Origin of the sequence: Allobosea sp. Leaf344, assembly GCF_001426225.1 — a bacterium.
Taxonomy (GTDB): Bacteria; Pseudomonadota; Alphaproteobacteria; order Rhizobiales; family Beijerinckiaceae; genus Allobosea.
This window is the reverse complement of record NZ_LMRT01000011.1, coordinates 13,867-28,630: the sequence shown is the minus strand read 5'-3', so window position 1 is coordinate 28,630 and position 14,764 is coordinate 13,867. Positions and strand designations below refer to the sequence as shown.

Sequence of the window (14,764 nt, the reverse complement as noted above, 5' to 3'; positions counted from 1 at the left end):
TCAGCGCCGGACGGCGGCGAGCAGGCGCTCGACATGGGGGATCGGCGTGTCCGGCAGAATGCCATGGCCGAGATTGAAGATGAACGGACCGCCGCCGAAAGCCTCGCGGATCGCCGCCACCTCCGCCTCGAGCTCCGGCCCGCCGGCCCGCAGCACCAGCGGGTCGAGATGGCCCTGGATCGGCACCAGAGACTGGATCTCGTCCCGGGCGAAGCCGCGGTCGATCTCCGTCTCGAGCCCCGCCGCATCGACCCCCGTCGCCTTGACATAGGCCGGGATCAGCCGGCCGGCGCCGCGGGCGAAGCCGATGATCCTCGCCTTCGGATGCCGGGCGCGCACCAGGGTGACGAGGCGCTGCGTCGGCGCGATGCACCAGCGCTGAAAATCCTCCGGCCCGAGCGAGCCTGCCCAGCTGTCGAAGATCTGCACGACATCGACCCCGGCCTCGATCTGCCGGCAGAGATAGCGCGCCGAGGCCTCGACGATCAGATCGATCAGCTGCTGGAAGAAGGCCGGGTCGCGGTTGAACAGCTCCTTGGCCGGCTCCTGGCCCGGCGTCCCGCGGCCGGCGACCATATAGGTCGCGACCGTCCAGGGCGCGCCGCAGAAGCCGATGAAGGCGGTCTCGCGGCCGAGCCCCTGCCTCACCCGCTGCACCGTCTCGATCACCGGGCTGAGCGTCGCATCATCAGCCTGGCGCGAGATCTCCGCCAGCCGGCCGTGATCCGCCACCGGTTCGAGCCGCGGGCCCTCGCCTTCCACGAACCAGAGTTTCTGGCCCAGCGCCTGCGGAATCACCAGAATATCGGAGAACAGGATCGCCGCGTCGAAGCCGAAGCGCCGGATCGGCTGGAGTGTGACTTCGGCGGCGAGTTCAGGGTTGTAGCAGAGTTCGAGGAAGCTGCCGGCCTTGGCGCGGACGGCGCGATATTCCGGCAGATAGCGCCCGGCCTGCCGCATCATCCAGATCGGTGGGGGGGTTATCGTCTCGCCGGCGAGCACACGCAGGAAGATCGGTTCATCATGCGTCGCCATGCTCATCCCAGCCATTCCCCCGTCCCAGATCTTCTTAAATATGATTCTTGAGAGAGAATCTTCTTTTTTGACTCTTGGAGGGGGGCAGATAGCGCGGCGCAAGCTCGTCCACAACCAATCCACAGGGGTGGAGTCCGCCGGCCCAGCCGGAGCGCATCCGGCGGATGGAGGTTAAGAGTTTCTTAACCAATCCGAATCCGCCTCGGTTCCACAGCCCGAAAAATGATTCACGTGAAACACTCCGATCGGGTGGCGCGGCAGCGAGGCTGTTGATGGGCGGCCGGGGTTATACAGGCCGCGATATCGCCCCTGTCCGGGGCCGATCTTATCCACAGCGCTCCCCAGTTGCCGCTGTCGCGCCGGGACTGCTCCAGGCCGCGAGAGAGCAGCTCAAAACGGGATTCCCAGCGCCGCGCGAATTGCCGTAAAGCAGAGCAGCCCTCAACGCCGGAGACCCCGTGCCCCGCAATTATTTCCATCTGCATCTCGTCTCCGACGCGACCGGCGAAACCCTGATCGCCGTCAGCCGGGCGGCCGCGGCGCAATACGAGACCGTCTCGGCGATCGAGCATGTCTACCCGCTGGTCCGCTCGGAGGCGCAGCTCGCGCGCGTGCTCGCGGAGATCGAGGCCTCGCCGGGGGTGGTGCTCTACACGCTGGTCGAACCGGAATGGCAGGCGAGGCTGGAGGCCTTCTGCGGCGAGCTCGGCTGCCCCTGCCTGTCGGTGCTGCAACCCGTGCTGTCGCTGTTCCAATCCTATCTCGGCCAGGCGTCGGCGCCGAAGCCGGGGGCGCAGCACGTGCTCAATGCCGATTATTTCCGCCGCATCGATGCGATGAACTACACGCTGCTCCATGATGACGGGCAGCTCGGCGGCGATCTCGACAGCGCCGACGTGATCCTGGTCGGCATCAGCCGCACATCCAAGACGCCGACGAGCATCTATCTCGCCAATCGCGGCATCAAGACCGCCAATATCCCGCTGGTGCCATCGGTGCCGCTGCCGGCCGAACTCGACCGGGTGAAGAAGCCGCTGATCATCGGCCTCGTCGCCAGCGCCGACCGCATCGTGCAGATCCGGCAGAACCGCCTGCTCTCGCTCAAGGCCGATGAGGAGACGCCCTATGTCGATCCCCAGGCCGTCGCCGACGAGATCCTGCAGTCGCGGCGGCTCTGCGCGCGCCGCGGCTGGCCGGTGATCGACGTGACAAGGCGCTCGATCGAGGAAACCGCCGCCGCGATCCTCGATCTGCTGCGCGACCACCGCATGAAGTTCATCGCGACATGAGCCACCGCACCCCTTCGCTCTGGCTGGCCGAAATGCCGTTGCTGCTCGCCTCCGGCAGCACCACGCGGCGCGACATGCTGTGGGCCGCCGGCATCCCGGTCGAGACCGCCAGGCCCGGCATCGACGAGCGCGAGGTCGAGCAGCCCTTGCGCGACGAGGGCGCGAGCGAGGACGCGATCGCCGCCGCTCTGGGCTGCGCCAAGGCGCTCGCCGTCTCGCTCGCCCATCCCGGCCGCTATGTGCTCGGCGCCGACCAGACGCTGGCATGCGACGGCGTCGCCCACCACAAGCCGACGGATGCCGCCGCCGCCGCCCGGCAGATCGCGGCGCTGTCGGGCCGCGAGCATCGGCTGCACTCGGCCTTCGTCCTCGCCCGCGACGGCGAGATCGTCGCCGAGGGGCTGCAGAGCGCCACCCTCGCCATGCGCCCGCTGAGCGAGGCCTTCATCGCCGCCTATGTCGCGACGGCGGGCGATGCGATCCTGTCGAGTGTCGGCGGCTACCAGCTCGAGGGGCTGGGCGGCCAGCTCTTCGAGCGGGTCGATGGCGATCATTTCACGGTGCTCGGCCTGCCTTTGCTCGCTCTGCTCGCCGCGCTGCGCGAGCAGGGCCTGCTCCTGTCCTGAGAGGGGCCGTCTTGACCACACGCTGCTTCGTCATCGGCCATCCCATCGCCCATTCCCGCTCGCCGCTGATCCACGGCACATGGATCGCCGAGCACGGGCTGGATGGCAGCTATGAGCGGATCGACGTCGCCCCGGACGCGCTGGAGCGCTTCATCGCCGCGCTGCGCGATGGCGCCTTCGCCGGCGGCAACGTCACCGTGCCGCATAAGGAAGCGGTGCTGCCGCTTCTCGATCGGCTCAGCGAGACCGCCCGTGCCATGGGCGCGGTCAACACCATCTGGCGCGAGGGCGGGCGGCTCCATGGCGACAACACCGACGCCGCCGGATTTCTCGGCCATCTCGACGCCAGCCTGCCGGGCTGGGACCGCCAGGCGCAGACGGCGCTGCTGCTCGGCGCCGGTGGCGCGGCGAGGGCCATCGCCCATGGGCTGAAGCAGCGGGGCCTCGGCCGCATCATCCTGGCCAACCGCAATCTGGAGCGGGCGCAGGACTTGGCCCGGCTGCTCGGCCCGCCCGTCACCGCTGCGGCCTGGCAGGAGCGCGATCAGCTGGCCGCCGAGGCCGATCTGATCGTCAACACCACCTCGCTCGGGATGAAGGGCCAGCCGCCGCTCGAACTCGATCTCGCCGCGATGAAGCCCGGTACCATCGTCGACGACATCGTCTATGTGCCGCTGAAGACCGCGCTGCTGGAGGCGGCCGAGCGGCGCGGGGCCCGCACGGTCGACGGGCTCGGCATGTTGCTGCACCAGGCGGTTCCCGGCTTCGCCCGCTGGTTCGGGGTGACGCCGATCGTCACGCCGGCCCTGCGCGCCGTGCTCGAAGCCGATATCGGCAGCGCAAGATGAGCTTCATCCTCGGTCTCACCGGCTCGATCGGCATGGGGAAGTCGACCACCGCCGACATGTTCCGCCGCTCCGGCGTACCGGTGCACGATGCCGATCATTGCGTCCACCAGCTCTATCGCGGCCGCGCGGTGCCCTTGATCGAGGCGGAATTCCCGGGGACAGTCGCCGCGGGAGCGGTCGACCGCACGCGCCTCTCCGCCGCGGTGCTGGGCCGGCCGGACGCGTTGAAGCGGCTCGAAGCCATCATCCACCCGCTCGTCCGCGAGGCGGAGGAGGCCTTCGTCGCGCGCTGCCGCAGCGCCGGGCTGGGCCTCGCCGTGCTCGACATCCCGCTCCTGTTCGAGACCGGCGGGCAGGCGCGCTGCGACGCCGTGCTGGTGGTGACCGCTCCCGCCGCGATCCAGGCCGAGCGGGTGCTGCGCCGCCCGGAGATGACGCCGGAGAAGCTCGCGGCGATCCTGGCGCGACAGATGCCGGATGCGGAGAAGCGCCGCCGCGCCCACTTCCTTGTGGACACCAGCCGCGGCCTTGTGGAAGCGCAGCGCCAGCTGGGCTCTATCCTGAGGGCGCTGGCCGGCCGCCCGGGCCGAGCCCGCTAGAGGAAGCCCGGATGCGCGAAATCGTCCTCGATACCGAGACCACCGGCGTCGAAGCCAATAATGGCGACCGCATCGTCGAGATCGGCTGCGTCGAGCTGGTCAATCATTGCCCGAGCGGGCGCAGCTTCCATTGCTACATCAATCCGGAGCGGCCGATGTCGGAGGGCGCCTTCGCCGTCCACGGCCTGTCCGACGCATTCCTGGCGGATAAGCCGGTGTTTTCCGGCGTCGCAGACGCGTTCGAGGAGTTCATCGGCGATGCCAGGCTGGTGATCCACAACGCCGCCTTCGATATCGGCTTTCTCAACATGGAGCTGAAGCGCCTCGGCCGCGGGCCGATCGCGCCGATCCGGGTGGTCGACACGCTCTCCATGGCGCGGCGCAAGCATCCCGGCGCCTCCAACAGCCTCGATGCGCTCTGCCAGCGCTACGGCATCGACAATAGCCGCCGCACCAAGCACGGCGCGCTGCTCGACGCCGAGATCCTGGCCGAGGTCTATATCGAGCTGATCGGCGGCAAGCAGACCTCGCTCGGGCTCGGCACGGTCAGCGCCACTGGGATCGGCGCGCTCGGCGGGATCGTCATCGCCCGCCCGCAGCGGCAGCGCCCGCTGGCGCCGAGGCTCGGCCCCGACGCCATCGCCGCGCATGAGAGCTTCATCCTGACGCTCGGCAAGGCGCCGCTCTGGAAGACCTATCTCGGCATCGCCGACGAGGCCTGATCAGGGACGGCTCAGCGCCGTTTCCGGCCGGCGCGCCGTGACAGCATGTTCAGCGCCTCGATCAGGGCGGAGAAGGCCATGGCGGCGTAGATATAGCCCTTGTTGACATGCACGCCGAAGCCCTCGCCGATCAGCGTTCCGCCGATCATCAGCAGGAAGCCCAGCGCCAGCATGACGATTGTCGGGTTGCGGTCGATGAAGGCGGCCAGCGGATCGGCCGCCAGCAGCATCACCAGCACCGCCACCACGACGGCGATCACCATCACCGGGATATGGTCGGTCATGCCGACGGCGGTGATGATGCTGTCGATCGAGAAGACCAGGTCGAGCAGCAGGATCTGGAAGATCACCCCGGCGAAGGTCACCGTCGCGGCCTGCGTCCCGTCGAACAGGTCCGGCCCGTGGTCGGGATCGACCTTGTGGTGGATCTCCTTCGTCGCCTTCCACACCAGGAACAGCCCGCCGGCGATCAGGATGATGTCGCGCCAGGAGAAGGGCTGGCCGAGCAGCGTCACCACCGGCGTCGTCAGCTGGACGATGAAGGCGACCGTCGAGAGCAGGCCGAGGCGCAGGATCAGCGCCAGGGCGATACCGATCCGGCGCCCGCGCGAGCGCTGGTCCGGCGGCAGCTTGTTGGTGAGGATCGAGATGAAGATCAGGTTGTCGATCCCGAGGACGACTTCCATGGCGATAAGCGCGCCGAGAGCGGCCCAGACGACGGGATCGGCGGCGAGGGTCAGGAGGTAATCCATGGGGGCTCCGAAAGGGTTGCGCCCGAGAACCGGGCGGGCCGGACATGGTTCCCTGCCGGGCCTGTGGTCATGCTGTCGCAGGCTTATACGAAAAAGGGCCCGCGAACGGGCCCTTGATCAAGCGCGAGGCAACGAGGCCTCTCAGGAATTGGCGGCGCCGCCCTGCGCCTGGAGCTCGGCCATGCGCTGCTGGAACAGCTGGGCGAAATCGATCGAGGGCACGTAGAAGGGCGGGAAACCGCCATTCTGCACGGCCTCGGCGATGATCTGGCGGGCGAAGGGGAAGAGCAGACGGGCGCAGTCGATCACCAGCACCGGGTGGATATGCTCCTCCGGGATGTTGAGCAGGCGGAAGACGCCGCCATAGCTCAGATCGAAGGCGAACAGCGTCTCGCCGGCGAGCTCGGCCTTGCCCTCGAGTTGCAGCACGGTCTCGTAATCATCGCCGCCGAGCCCGGTGCTGGAGACGTTGACCTGAAGCGACATCTGCGGACCCTGCTGGGCCTGCTGGCCGAGCGCCCGCGGCGCCTTCGGGTTCTCGAAGGAGAAGTCCTTGATGTACTGAACCAGCGCATTCATCGTCGGCGCCGCTTCCGCGGCGGCCGCGCCATTGCCGTTGGGAGTGTCGTTGGCCATCGGTCCCATCTTTTTTGCAGGCTGTGTCGGGAATCCCGCGCCGGATAAGGACGTCCGGGACTGGGCGCACCGGTCGGGTGCGGCGCCGGCGTCGGCTATCATGGACGCCCGCCCCGCACAAGAAGCCGCCTTCACAAGCAGGGGGGTGGATGTTACGACCCATGGACACCATATCATCGCGATGGACGTGCGGAATTCCGTCAGGACGCCGCCGCTTCCGGACTGACGCGACTGACAACTGGGGCTCCGGATCAGGCTTCGATGCAAAACTCCTTCGATATGACGACACTGGTCTTCCTCGCTCTGGCCGTTTTCGTCGCCTGGAAGCTCCGCTCCGTCCTCGGCCAGAAGACCGGCTCCGAGCAGCCCCCGGCCGATCCCTTCACCCGCCGCGAGGCTCCGCCCGCCCGTCCCGACCAGGCCGAGCGCAAGCGCGACAACGTCATTCGCCTGCCGGGTGCCGCCAATGATTCCGGGGCGCAGGAGACCGTGCCGGCGGCCGAACGCTGGAAGGGCATCGCGCCTGCGGATTCGCCCGTGATCGCCGGCATCGAGGGCATCATCCGCCAGGAGCCCGGCTTCGATCCGCGCGAGTTCATTGGCGGCGCCAAGGCGGCCTATGAGACGATCGTCACCGCCTTCGCCCGCGGCGACCGCAAGATGCTGAAGGGGCTGCTGGCCAAGGAAGTCTATGAGGGCTTCGAACAGGCCATCACCGAGCGCGAAAAGCTCGGCCAGAAGGCCGAGACCTCCTTCGTCTCGATCGACAAGGCCGAGATCGTCGGGGTCGAGGTCAAGGGCAAGACCGGCCAGGTCACGCTCAACTTCGTCTCCCAGCTGATCAGCGTGGTGCGCGACGCCCAGGGCCAGGTCGTCGACGGCAGCGCCGAGGCGGTCTCGGAGGTCAGCGACATCTGGACCTTCTCGCGCCAGCTCGGCAGCCGCGATCCCAACTGGCTGCTGGTCGCGACCGAAGCGGCGGCGTGACGCGCCGCGCCGGCCCCGTTCCGGCGCTGGCCTGGCTGATCGGAATTCTGGCGGGCGCAGCCATGTCGAGCGATGTTCTGGCGCAAGCGCCGCCCCTCCCGCCCGGAGCCCGCGCCGAGCGCCTCTCGCCCCAGGCGCTGGACGGCTGGTCGCGGGACCGGCAGCAGGAGGCGCTCGCCATCTTCGCCCGCGGCTGCCAGGCCGATCCGCCCTTGCGCCAGGCGGTGCCAGTGCCGCGCCATCTCGCCGCCGCCTGCGCCGCGGCGAGGCAGGTCCCGTCCGGGGACGCGGCGGCGGCGAGGGGCTTCTTCGAGCGGCACTTCGCCTTCTGGCGCATCACCCCGGCGGGTGCGGCGCAGGGCTTCATGACCGGCTATTTCGAACCGGAATTCGAGGGGTCGCTGACCCCGTCCGCCGAATTCCCGACGCCGCTCTATGGCCGCCCGGCCGATCTCGTCACGCTGCACCCCGGTGACGAACGGCACGGGCTCGACCCCGCCCTGAGCGCGGGCAGACGCACCGCCACGGGGCTGGAAGCCTATCCCGACCGCACGGCGATCGAGACCGGGGCTCTCGCAAAGCAGGGCCTCGAGATCCTGTGGATGCGCGATCCCGTCGATCGCTTCGTGCTGCAGGTCCAGGGCTCCGGCCGGATCCGCCTGGCGCAGGGCGGCGTGACCAGGCTGGTCTATGCCGGCCGCAACGGCCATCCCTATACCTCGCTCGGCCGCGTGCTGAGCGAGCGCGAGGCGATCCCGCCGGCGCAGATGACGATGGACCGGCTGATCGCCAGGCTCAAGGCCGATGCGGATTGGGCCCGCGATCTCATCCGCCTCAACCGCTCCTTCGTCTTCTTCGCCCGCCGCGACGATCTCCCGGCGGATCAGGGGCCGATCGGCGGCGCCGGCCTGCCGCTGACCCCGCTGCGCAGCATCGCCATCGACCGCTCGGCCTGGCCCTATGGGCTGCCGGTCTGGATCGACGCGACGATCCCGGACGGGTCTGGCGGCGAGGAGCGGCTGGCGCGGCTGATGATCGCCCAGGATACCGGCTCGGCCATTCTCGGCCCGGCCCGGCTCGACCTCTTCGTCGGGTCGGGAGCGGAGGCCGGCCACCGGGCCGGGCTGATCCGCCACCCCGTCTCCTTCACCGTGCTCTGGCCGCGCGAGGCGGGGCGGTGATGGTCCGGCAGCGTCGCGGCAAGATCCTGACCGCGGCCGATATCGCGCTCTGGCGCGAGGTGGCGCGGTCGGTCAAGCCGCTGCCCGGCCGCCCGCCGCTGCAGCCGGAACCCGAGCCCGCGGCGAGCCCTGAGGCCGTGCCGGACAAGGCTGCGCCGGCGCCGGCGGCGATGCCTCAGCCCGCTCTGTCCAGGCCCGCTCCCCCGCCTCTGGCGCCGCTGGAGCGGCGTTTGCGGACGCAGCTGCGCCGCGGCCAGCAATCGGTCGAGGCGGTGATCGATCTCCACGGGATGCGCCAGGACGAGGCGCATCTCGCCTTGCGCTCCTTCCTGCGGCGCGAGCAGGGCCGCGGCACCAGGCTGGCTCTGGTCGTCACCGGCAAGGGTGCCGCGGGCGACAGCCTGTTCGGCGAGGAGCGCGGCGTGCTGCGCCGCATGGTGCCGCATTGGCTGCGCCTGCCCGATCTGCGCCCTCTGGTGCTGGGCTTCGAGGAGGCGGAACAGCGCCATGGCGGCGCCGGCGCGCTCTATATCCGCCTGCGCCGCAGCCGCGAGGCCGGCCCGTGACGCCGTTCGGCCGCAGGGTGCGCGAACTCCGGGCCGCCCGGGGCGTCACTTTGGCCGAGATGGCGGAGGTGCTCGGCGTCACCCCCGCCTATCTCTCCGCCCTCGAACATGGCAAGCGCGGCCGCCCCACCTTCACGCTGATCCAGGGCGTGATCCATGTGCTCGGCGTGATCTGGGACGAGGCGGATGAGCTCGTCCGCCTCGCCGATCTCTCCCATCCCCGCGTGACCGTCGACACCGCCGGGCTGGAACCGGAAGCGACGCTCTTCGCCAACCGGCTGGCGAGGGAGATCGCCCTGCTCGACCGCGCCGAGCTGCAGCGGCTCGCGACACTGCTGGACGAGGCGCAGCAGCGCCGGGCCGCGGCGCCGCAGGCTTGACCGCAGGGGGCGCGGATGCCAAAGCCGCGCGACCCTCAGACAGCCGGACACCCCCTCATGACCGCATCGCGCCTCGACGTTCTCGCCCTCGGCAACGCCATCGTCGATGTGATCGCGACGGCGGAGGAGGATTTCCTGGCCCGTCACGACCTCGCCAAGGGCTCCATGGCGCTGATCGACGAGGCGCGGGCCGAGCTGCTCTATGCGGCGATGGGCCCGGGCAAGGTCATTTCGGGCGGCTCGGCCGCGAACACCATCGCCGGCCTCGCCTCCTTCGGCGGCAAGGGCGGCTTCATCGGCAAGGTCAAGGCCGACGAGCTCGGCGCGATCTACCGGCATGACCTGACCTCGCTCGGCGTCGGTTTCGGCACGGCCGCGGCGCAGGAAGGCCCGGCCACCGCCCGCTCCTTCATCATCGTCACACCCGATGGCGAGCGCACGATGAACACCTATCTCGGCGCCTGCCAGGGCCTGTCCGTGGCCGATGTCGACGAAGCCACCGTCGCCAGCGCCGACATCGTCTATCTCGAGGGCTATCTCTGGGATCCGCCGGCGGCCAAGGAAGCCTTCCGCAAGGCCTCGGAAATCGCGCATCGCTCCGGCGGCCGGGTCGCCATCACCCTTTCGGATTCCTTCTGCGTCGATCGCTATCGCGACGAGTTTCTGGGCCTGATCCGCAACCGCACCGTCGACATCGTCTTTGCCAACGAGCATGAGCTGAAGAGCCTCTACCAGACCGCCGATTTCGAGACGGCGCTGGCCGCGCTGACGGCGGAAAAGGTGCTGGCGGCGGTGACGCGCTCCGAAAAGGGCGCTTTGGCGATCACGCCCGACGGTATCGTGGCCGAGCCGGTCTTCCCGGTCGAGCGCATCGTCGACACCACCGGCGCCGGCGATCTCTTCGCCGCGGGCTTCCTGTTCGGCCTGACATCCGGCCGGGAGGTGCGCGATTCCCTGCGGCTCGGCGCGCTGGCCGCGGCCGAGATCATCAGCCATGTCGGCGCCCGGCCCGATGTCAGCCTGAAAGTGCTGGCCGGGAATGAAGGGCTGCTCTGAGAGCAGCCCGGCCGCGGGCGGCGCTCAATCCCAGCTGAAGCCCTTGTCGCGCATGTAGATGTTGCTCACACCCTTGCACCAGTCGATCCGGAACTCCTCCGAGCCGTAATCGACCCATTGCACCCGGAACGGCACGACGCAGCTGCCTTCGTTGCTGTGCCAGTCCATGGCGACGGACTCGCCGGCGCGGATTCGGCTGTCCAACCAGTTCCGGCTCCAGCGCCCGTCCTGGAAGGTCTGGAAGCCGCTGATCACCCAGCCGGACGAGCGGTTGTGCAGCGTGAAGGCATAGTCGCTGGCCGCTGCCGCGGATGCGGTCAGCAGCGCGGCGAGCGAGACGAGAAGACGGTATCGCATTGGCTTTCCCCCGATTGGTCCGAACGTGACCAAACGGAAGCCTCCTAGCCGGCCGCCTGTCGCTTTGCAACGCCCTCAGTAGAGCGTCGCCTTCACACGCGCGGGCAGGGCGGCGTCATAGGCGGCGCCGTCGAAGGTCTCCACCGCGGCGTTGCGGGCGGTGATGTCGTGCAGGATCGTGCCGGCGCTGGGCAAGCTACTGCTTGGCGGCTGCGCCGCCGGGTTCCAGAGATCGGCGCGCACCACGGCTCGCGAGCATTGGAAATAGACCTGCTCGACATGGACGACGATGACGCAGGCCGGGGCCTTTCCGGCCATGGCGAGCGGCTCGCACAACTCCGGGTCGCAAGATAGGGTGGCTGTTCCGTTGACGCGCAGGGTCTCGCCATGGCCCGGCACCAGGAAGAGCATTCCGATTCGCGGGTCGGACAGGATATTTCTCAGCGAATCCAACCGGTTATTGCCTTTTCGGTCGGGAATCAGGAGCGTTTTCGCGTCCCGGACCGTGACGAAGCCCGGTCTATCCCCGCGCGGCGAGCAATCCAGCCCGTCCGGACCCGAGGTGGCGAGCACCATGAAGGGCGATGCCGCGATCAGCGCGGCGTAATTCGCGTCGACATGGTCGATCGCCTTGGCGATGGAAGCCGGCGCCGGCGCGTTGGGGTAGAGGCGCGCCAAGGCCTCCGGCGTGTCGATCTGAGGATTCATCTCGGCTCCCGCGAAAGTCTAGACTATAGACGATCGCGCGCGCCGCGCCAGAGGGCGAGGCGGCCGCGTCTTCCCTCTCGCGTCGGAGGAGCGGCCTTGCGCCGCTTTCGGCTCAGCTGGCGATGCGCAGCCCCTTGCGGGCTTCCGTCGCGCTGGCGTCGCGACGGGTCTTGGCGGCCTCCATGTCGAGGCTGACCATGAAGTCCGAAATCCGCGGCGCGATCTCCGAGCGGAAGCGCGAGCCGTTGAAGACGCCGTAATGGCCGACGCCCATCTGCAGGTAATGCACGCGCTTGTCCTGCGGGATGCCGGTGCAGAGATCATGGGCGGCCTGCGTCTGGCCGACGCCGGAGATATCGTCCTTCTCGCCTTCGACGGTCATCAGCGCGACCCGGCGGATCGCCGTGAGATCCACCGGCTTGTCGCGATGCATCATTTGGCCCTTGGGCAGAGCGTGTTCAACGAACACCGTCTCGACCGTCTGCAGATAATATTCGGCGGTCAGATCCATCACCGCCATGTATTCATCGTAGAATTCGCGGTGTTTTTCCGCGGAATCGCCGTCGCCTTTGATCAGGTGCTTGAACATGTCGTAATGCGCGTTGACATGGCGGTCGAGATTCATCGCCATGAAGCCCGAGAGCTGCAGGAAGCCGGGATAGACGTCCCGCATCATCCCGGCATGCGGGAAGGGGACCTTGGTGATGCAGTTGCGCCGGAACCACTCCGTGCCGCGCTCCATCGCCACCTGGTTGACCTGGGTCGGGGAGCGGCGCGTATCGATCGGGCCGCCCATAAGCGTCATCGACCGCGGCGCGGCCGGGTCGTTCTCGGCCTCCATCCGGGCGATCGCCGCCAGGACCGGCACCGAGGGCTGGCAGACGGCCATGACATGCGTCTCGGGCCCGAGCTTCTGCAGCATGGCGATGACGTAATCGATGTAATCGTCGAGATCGAAACGGCCGGCGGCGAGCGGCACCAGTCGCGCATCGACCCAATCCGTGATGTAGACGTCATGGCCGGGCAGGAAGGCCTCGACCGTGCCGCGCAGCAGCGTGGCGTAATGACCCGACATCGGCGCGACCATCAGCACCTTCGGCTGCGGCTTGCGCCGCCCTTCGATCTTGCGGTCGAAATTGATCAGCCGGCAAAAGGGGCGCTCCCAGACCACCCGCTCCTCGACATCGACCTTGACGCCGTTGATCGTCGTCTGCGGCAGGTCGAAGCCGGGCTTGCCGTAGCGCCGCGTCGTCCGCTCGAACAGCTCGCAGGACGCGGCCACGGTGCGCCCCAGCGGCGTATAGGTGAAGGGGTTGGCCGGGTTCTTGAAAGTGAGATGCAGCGCGTCGGACATCGTCCGGGCCGGGCTCACCATCATGTGGACCGCCTCATAGGCATGATAGGCGAAGGACATGGTGGCCTTGTACATCTGAAATTCGGTCCTTGCTGTCGCTGCGGCGCAATGGGTGCAGCGCAGCAGAATCCCCACGTTAAGTCGAATTCAATTTCATTCAATCAGGCAAAGGGCTAAGATTCTCTTCAGATGCCCGTTCGCCACACTTTATTCCAAACCAATCCTCGCCCATGGCCGGGACCTCGCGCCCCGTGACCGCCCTCGACCCCGTCGCACGCATGCCCGCCGTGGCCAGCCGGCATCTGCGCCTCGACACACTCATCCGCCTGCGCTGGCTCGCCATTTCCGGCCAGAGCCTGGCCGTGGCGGGGGTGCATTTCGGGCTGGGCTTCACGTTGCCCTTCGGCTGGTGCTTCGCGGTCATCGCAGTCTCTGCCTGGCTCAACATCGCGCTGCGCATCCGGTTCCCGTTGAGTCACCGCCTGCGCGAAGGCGCCGCGACCGCGCTCCTGGCCTTCGACATCGTCCAGCTCGCCGCTCTGCTCTATCTGACGGGCGGGCTGCAGAACCCGTTTTCCATCCTGTTTCTCGCGCCGGTGATGATCTCGGCGACGGCGCTGCCGCCGCAGCGCACCCTGCTGCTCGGCATGCTGGTCGTCGGCTTCGCCACCGCTTTGACGACGCTGCACCTGCCGCTGCCCTGGGCCGGAGAGCCGCGGCCGGTGCTGCCACCGGCCTATCAGCTGGGGAACTGGACGGCGCTGGTCCTCGGCCTCGCCTTCACCGGCGCCTATGCCAGGCGCGTCGCCAAGGAGGCGCGCGACCTCTCCGACGCGCTCACGGCGACGGAGCTGGTGCTGGCCCGCGAACAGCATCTCTCGCAGCTGGACGGGCTCGCCGCGGCGGCGGCCCATGAGCTCGGCACGCCGCTCGCCACCATCGCGCTGGTCGCCCGGGAATTGTCGCGGCTCGCCCCGGCGGAAGGCGAAATGGCGGAAGACATCGCTTTGCTGCGCGAACAGGTCGAGCGCTGCCGCGGCATTCTGGGCAAGCTCAATTCGCTGCAGGACGATGATGGCAGCCCGCTCGACCAGCTCTCGCTGCGCCTGCTGATCGAGGAGGCGGCCGGCCCGCAGCGCCCCTTCGGCGTGCCTTTCGAAATCGTGATGCAGGGCGAGAAGCCCGAACCGATCTGCCGCCGCAACCCGGGCATGATCTATGGCCTCGGCAATATCGTCGACAACGCCGTCGATTTCGCTGGGACCTCCGTCACCATCGCGGCGAGCTGGGACGAGGCCCATGTCACCCTCAGCATCGCCGATGACGGGCCCGGCTTCCCGGCGGAGGTGCTGATGCGGGCGGGCGAGCCCTATCTTTCGCACAGTCCCGGCGAAGGCCGCGCCGGCGGCGGGCTCGGGCTCGGCCTGTTCATCGCCAAGACGCTGCTCGAGCGCAGCGGCGCGATGCTGGAGTTCTCCAACCGGCCTTCGCCCGCGACCGGCGCGGTGATCCGGATTTCCTGGCTGCGCGCCGTCTTCGAAGCCGATTCCAGGGAGGCGGGGGCCTACCAAGCGCTAAGTTGAAGCACTACATAGGGTTATGGCTGATCCAGCGGGGTACGCTCCTGCGTATTCGGTACAACGCCGCGAGCGGCTGTGTATTCCGGCG

At 68.5% G+C, this 14,764-nt stretch carries 17 protein-coding genes; 11 read left to right on the top strand and 6 right to left on the bottom strand.

What is annotated here, in order from left to right:
• The gene (gene hemE, locus ASG72_RS08570; RefSeq protein WP_056711140.1) at positions 1–1,041 is read right to left on the bottom strand and encodes a uroporphyrinogen decarboxylase; all 1,041 of its coding nucleotides are present in this window, start codon (positions 1,039–1,041) and stop codon (positions 1–3) included.
• A 452-nt stretch (positions 1,042–1,493) separates the two neighbouring features.
• On the opposite strand from hemE, the gene ASG72_RS08565 reads away from it, so the two are divergent.
• Genes ASG72_RS08565 through dnaQ form a run of 5 tightly spaced genes read left to right on the top strand, consistent with a single transcriptional unit; the run spans position 1,494 to position 5,119 of the window.
• Positions 1,494–2,324 (top strand): pyruvate, water dikinase regulatory protein, encoded by an 831-nt coding sequence (locus ASG72_RS08565; protein ID WP_056711139.1) that lies wholly within the window; start codon positions 1,494–1,496, stop codon positions 2,322–2,324.
• A complete protein-coding gene (locus ASG72_RS08560; RefSeq protein ID WP_056711138.1) occupies positions 2,321–2,950 on the top strand; it encodes a Maf family protein in 630 nt (209 codons plus the stop codon). Before ASG72_RS08565 ends, ASG72_RS08560 begins: the two co-directional genes overlap by 4 nt.
• An 11-nt stretch (positions 2,951–2,961) precedes the next feature.
• A complete protein-coding gene (locus ASG72_RS08555; RefSeq protein ID WP_056711136.1) occupies positions 2,962–3,798 on the top strand; it encodes a shikimate dehydrogenase in 837 nt (278 codons plus the stop codon).
• Positions 3,795–4,397, top strand: coding sequence for a dephospho-CoA kinase (gene coaE, locus ASG72_RS08550; protein WP_056711134.1), 603 nt, complete (start codon positions 3,795–3,797; stop codon positions 4,395–4,397). The genes ASG72_RS08555 and coaE overlap by 4 nt, the downstream gene beginning before the upstream one ends.
• Positions 4,398–4,408: 11 nt before the next feature.
• On the top strand, positions 4,409–5,119 hold the full coding sequence (gene dnaQ, locus ASG72_RS08545) for a DNA polymerase III subunit epsilon (RefSeq protein ID WP_056711133.1): 711 nt from the start codon (positions 4,409–4,411) through the stop codon (positions 5,117–5,119).
• An 11-nt stretch (positions 5,120–5,130) separates the two neighbouring features.
• On the opposite strand, the gene ASG72_RS08540 is transcribed toward dnaQ, so the two are convergent.
• Together ASG72_RS08540 and secB are read right to left on the bottom strand one after the other, a co-directional pair.
• A complete protein-coding gene (locus tag ASG72_RS08540) occupies positions 5,131–5,871 on the bottom strand; it encodes a TerC family protein (protein ID WP_056711132.1) in 741 nt (246 codons plus the stop codon).
• A gap of 141 nt (positions 5,872–6,012) precedes the next feature.
• Positions 6,013–6,507 (bottom strand): protein-export chaperone SecB, encoded by a 495-nt coding sequence (gene secB / locus ASG72_RS08535; RefSeq protein ID WP_056711130.1) that lies wholly within the window; start codon positions 6,505–6,507, stop codon positions 6,013–6,015.
• 261 nt (positions 6,508–6,768) lie between these two features.
• On the opposite strand from secB, the gene ASG72_RS08530 reads away from it, so the two are divergent.
• The 5 genes from ASG72_RS08530 to ASG72_RS08510 are packed head-to-tail and all read left to right on the top strand — an operon-like array spanning position 6,769 to position 10,677.
• The gene (locus ASG72_RS08530; protein ID WP_056711128.1) at positions 6,769–7,494 is read left to right on the top strand and encodes a Tim44/TimA family putative adaptor protein; all 726 of its coding nucleotides are present in this window, start codon (positions 6,769–6,771) and stop codon (positions 7,492–7,494) included.
• Positions 7,491–8,675, top strand: coding sequence for an MltA domain-containing protein (locus ASG72_RS08525; protein WP_244488748.1), 1,185 nt, complete (start codon positions 7,491–7,493; stop codon positions 8,673–8,675). The genes ASG72_RS08530 and ASG72_RS08525 overlap by 4 nt, the downstream gene beginning before the upstream one ends.
• Positions 8,675–9,241 (top strand): Smr/MutS family protein, encoded by a 567-nt coding sequence (locus ASG72_RS08520; RefSeq protein WP_056711126.1) that lies wholly within the window; start codon positions 8,675–8,677, stop codon positions 9,239–9,241. The genes ASG72_RS08525 and ASG72_RS08520 overlap by 1 nt, the downstream gene beginning before the upstream one ends.
• A complete protein-coding gene (locus ASG72_RS08515; RefSeq protein WP_056711124.1) occupies positions 9,238–9,621 on the top strand; it encodes a helix-turn-helix domain-containing protein in 384 nt (127 codons plus the stop codon). The genes ASG72_RS08520 and ASG72_RS08515 overlap by 4 nt, the downstream gene beginning before the upstream one ends.
• Before the next feature lie 57 nt (positions 9,622–9,678).
• The gene (locus ASG72_RS08510; protein ID WP_056711122.1) at positions 9,679–10,677 is read left to right on the top strand and encodes an adenosine kinase; all 999 of its coding nucleotides are present in this window, start codon (positions 9,679–9,681) and stop codon (positions 10,675–10,677) included.
• A 24-nt stretch (positions 10,678–10,701) separates the two neighbouring features.
• Here ASG72_RS08510 and ASG72_RS08505 read toward each other — a convergent pair whose 3' ends face one another.
• The 3 genes from ASG72_RS08505 to phaZ form a co-directional block, all read right to left on the bottom strand.
• A complete protein-coding gene (locus ASG72_RS08505) occupies positions 10,702–11,034 on the bottom strand; it encodes a hypothetical protein (protein ID WP_056711121.1) in 333 nt (110 codons plus the stop codon).
• A gap of 75 nt (positions 11,035–11,109) precedes the next feature.
• Entirely contained in the window at positions 11,110–11,742 is a 633-nt protein-coding gene (locus ASG72_RS08500; RefSeq protein WP_056711119.1) for a pyridoxamine 5'-phosphate oxidase family protein, read from the bottom strand.
• A gap of 112 nt (positions 11,743–11,854) precedes the next feature.
• Positions 11,855–13,156 carry a polyhydroxyalkanoate depolymerase gene (phaZ, locus tag ASG72_RS08495; RefSeq protein WP_056711176.1) on the bottom strand — a complete coding sequence of 434 codons (1,302 nt, stop codon included), beginning with the start codon at positions 13,154–13,156 and terminating at the stop codon, positions 11,855–11,857.
• A gap of 218 nt (positions 13,157–13,374) precedes the next feature.
• Between phaZ and ASG72_RS08490 the strand changes: the two genes are divergently transcribed.
• Positions 13,375–14,679 carry an ActS/PrrB/RegB family redox-sensitive histidine kinase gene (locus tag ASG72_RS08490; RefSeq protein ID WP_056711174.1) on the top strand — a complete coding sequence of 435 codons (1,305 nt, stop codon included), beginning with the start codon at positions 13,375–13,377 and terminating at the stop codon, positions 14,677–14,679.
• Positions 14,680–14,764: the final 85 nt, after the last annotated feature.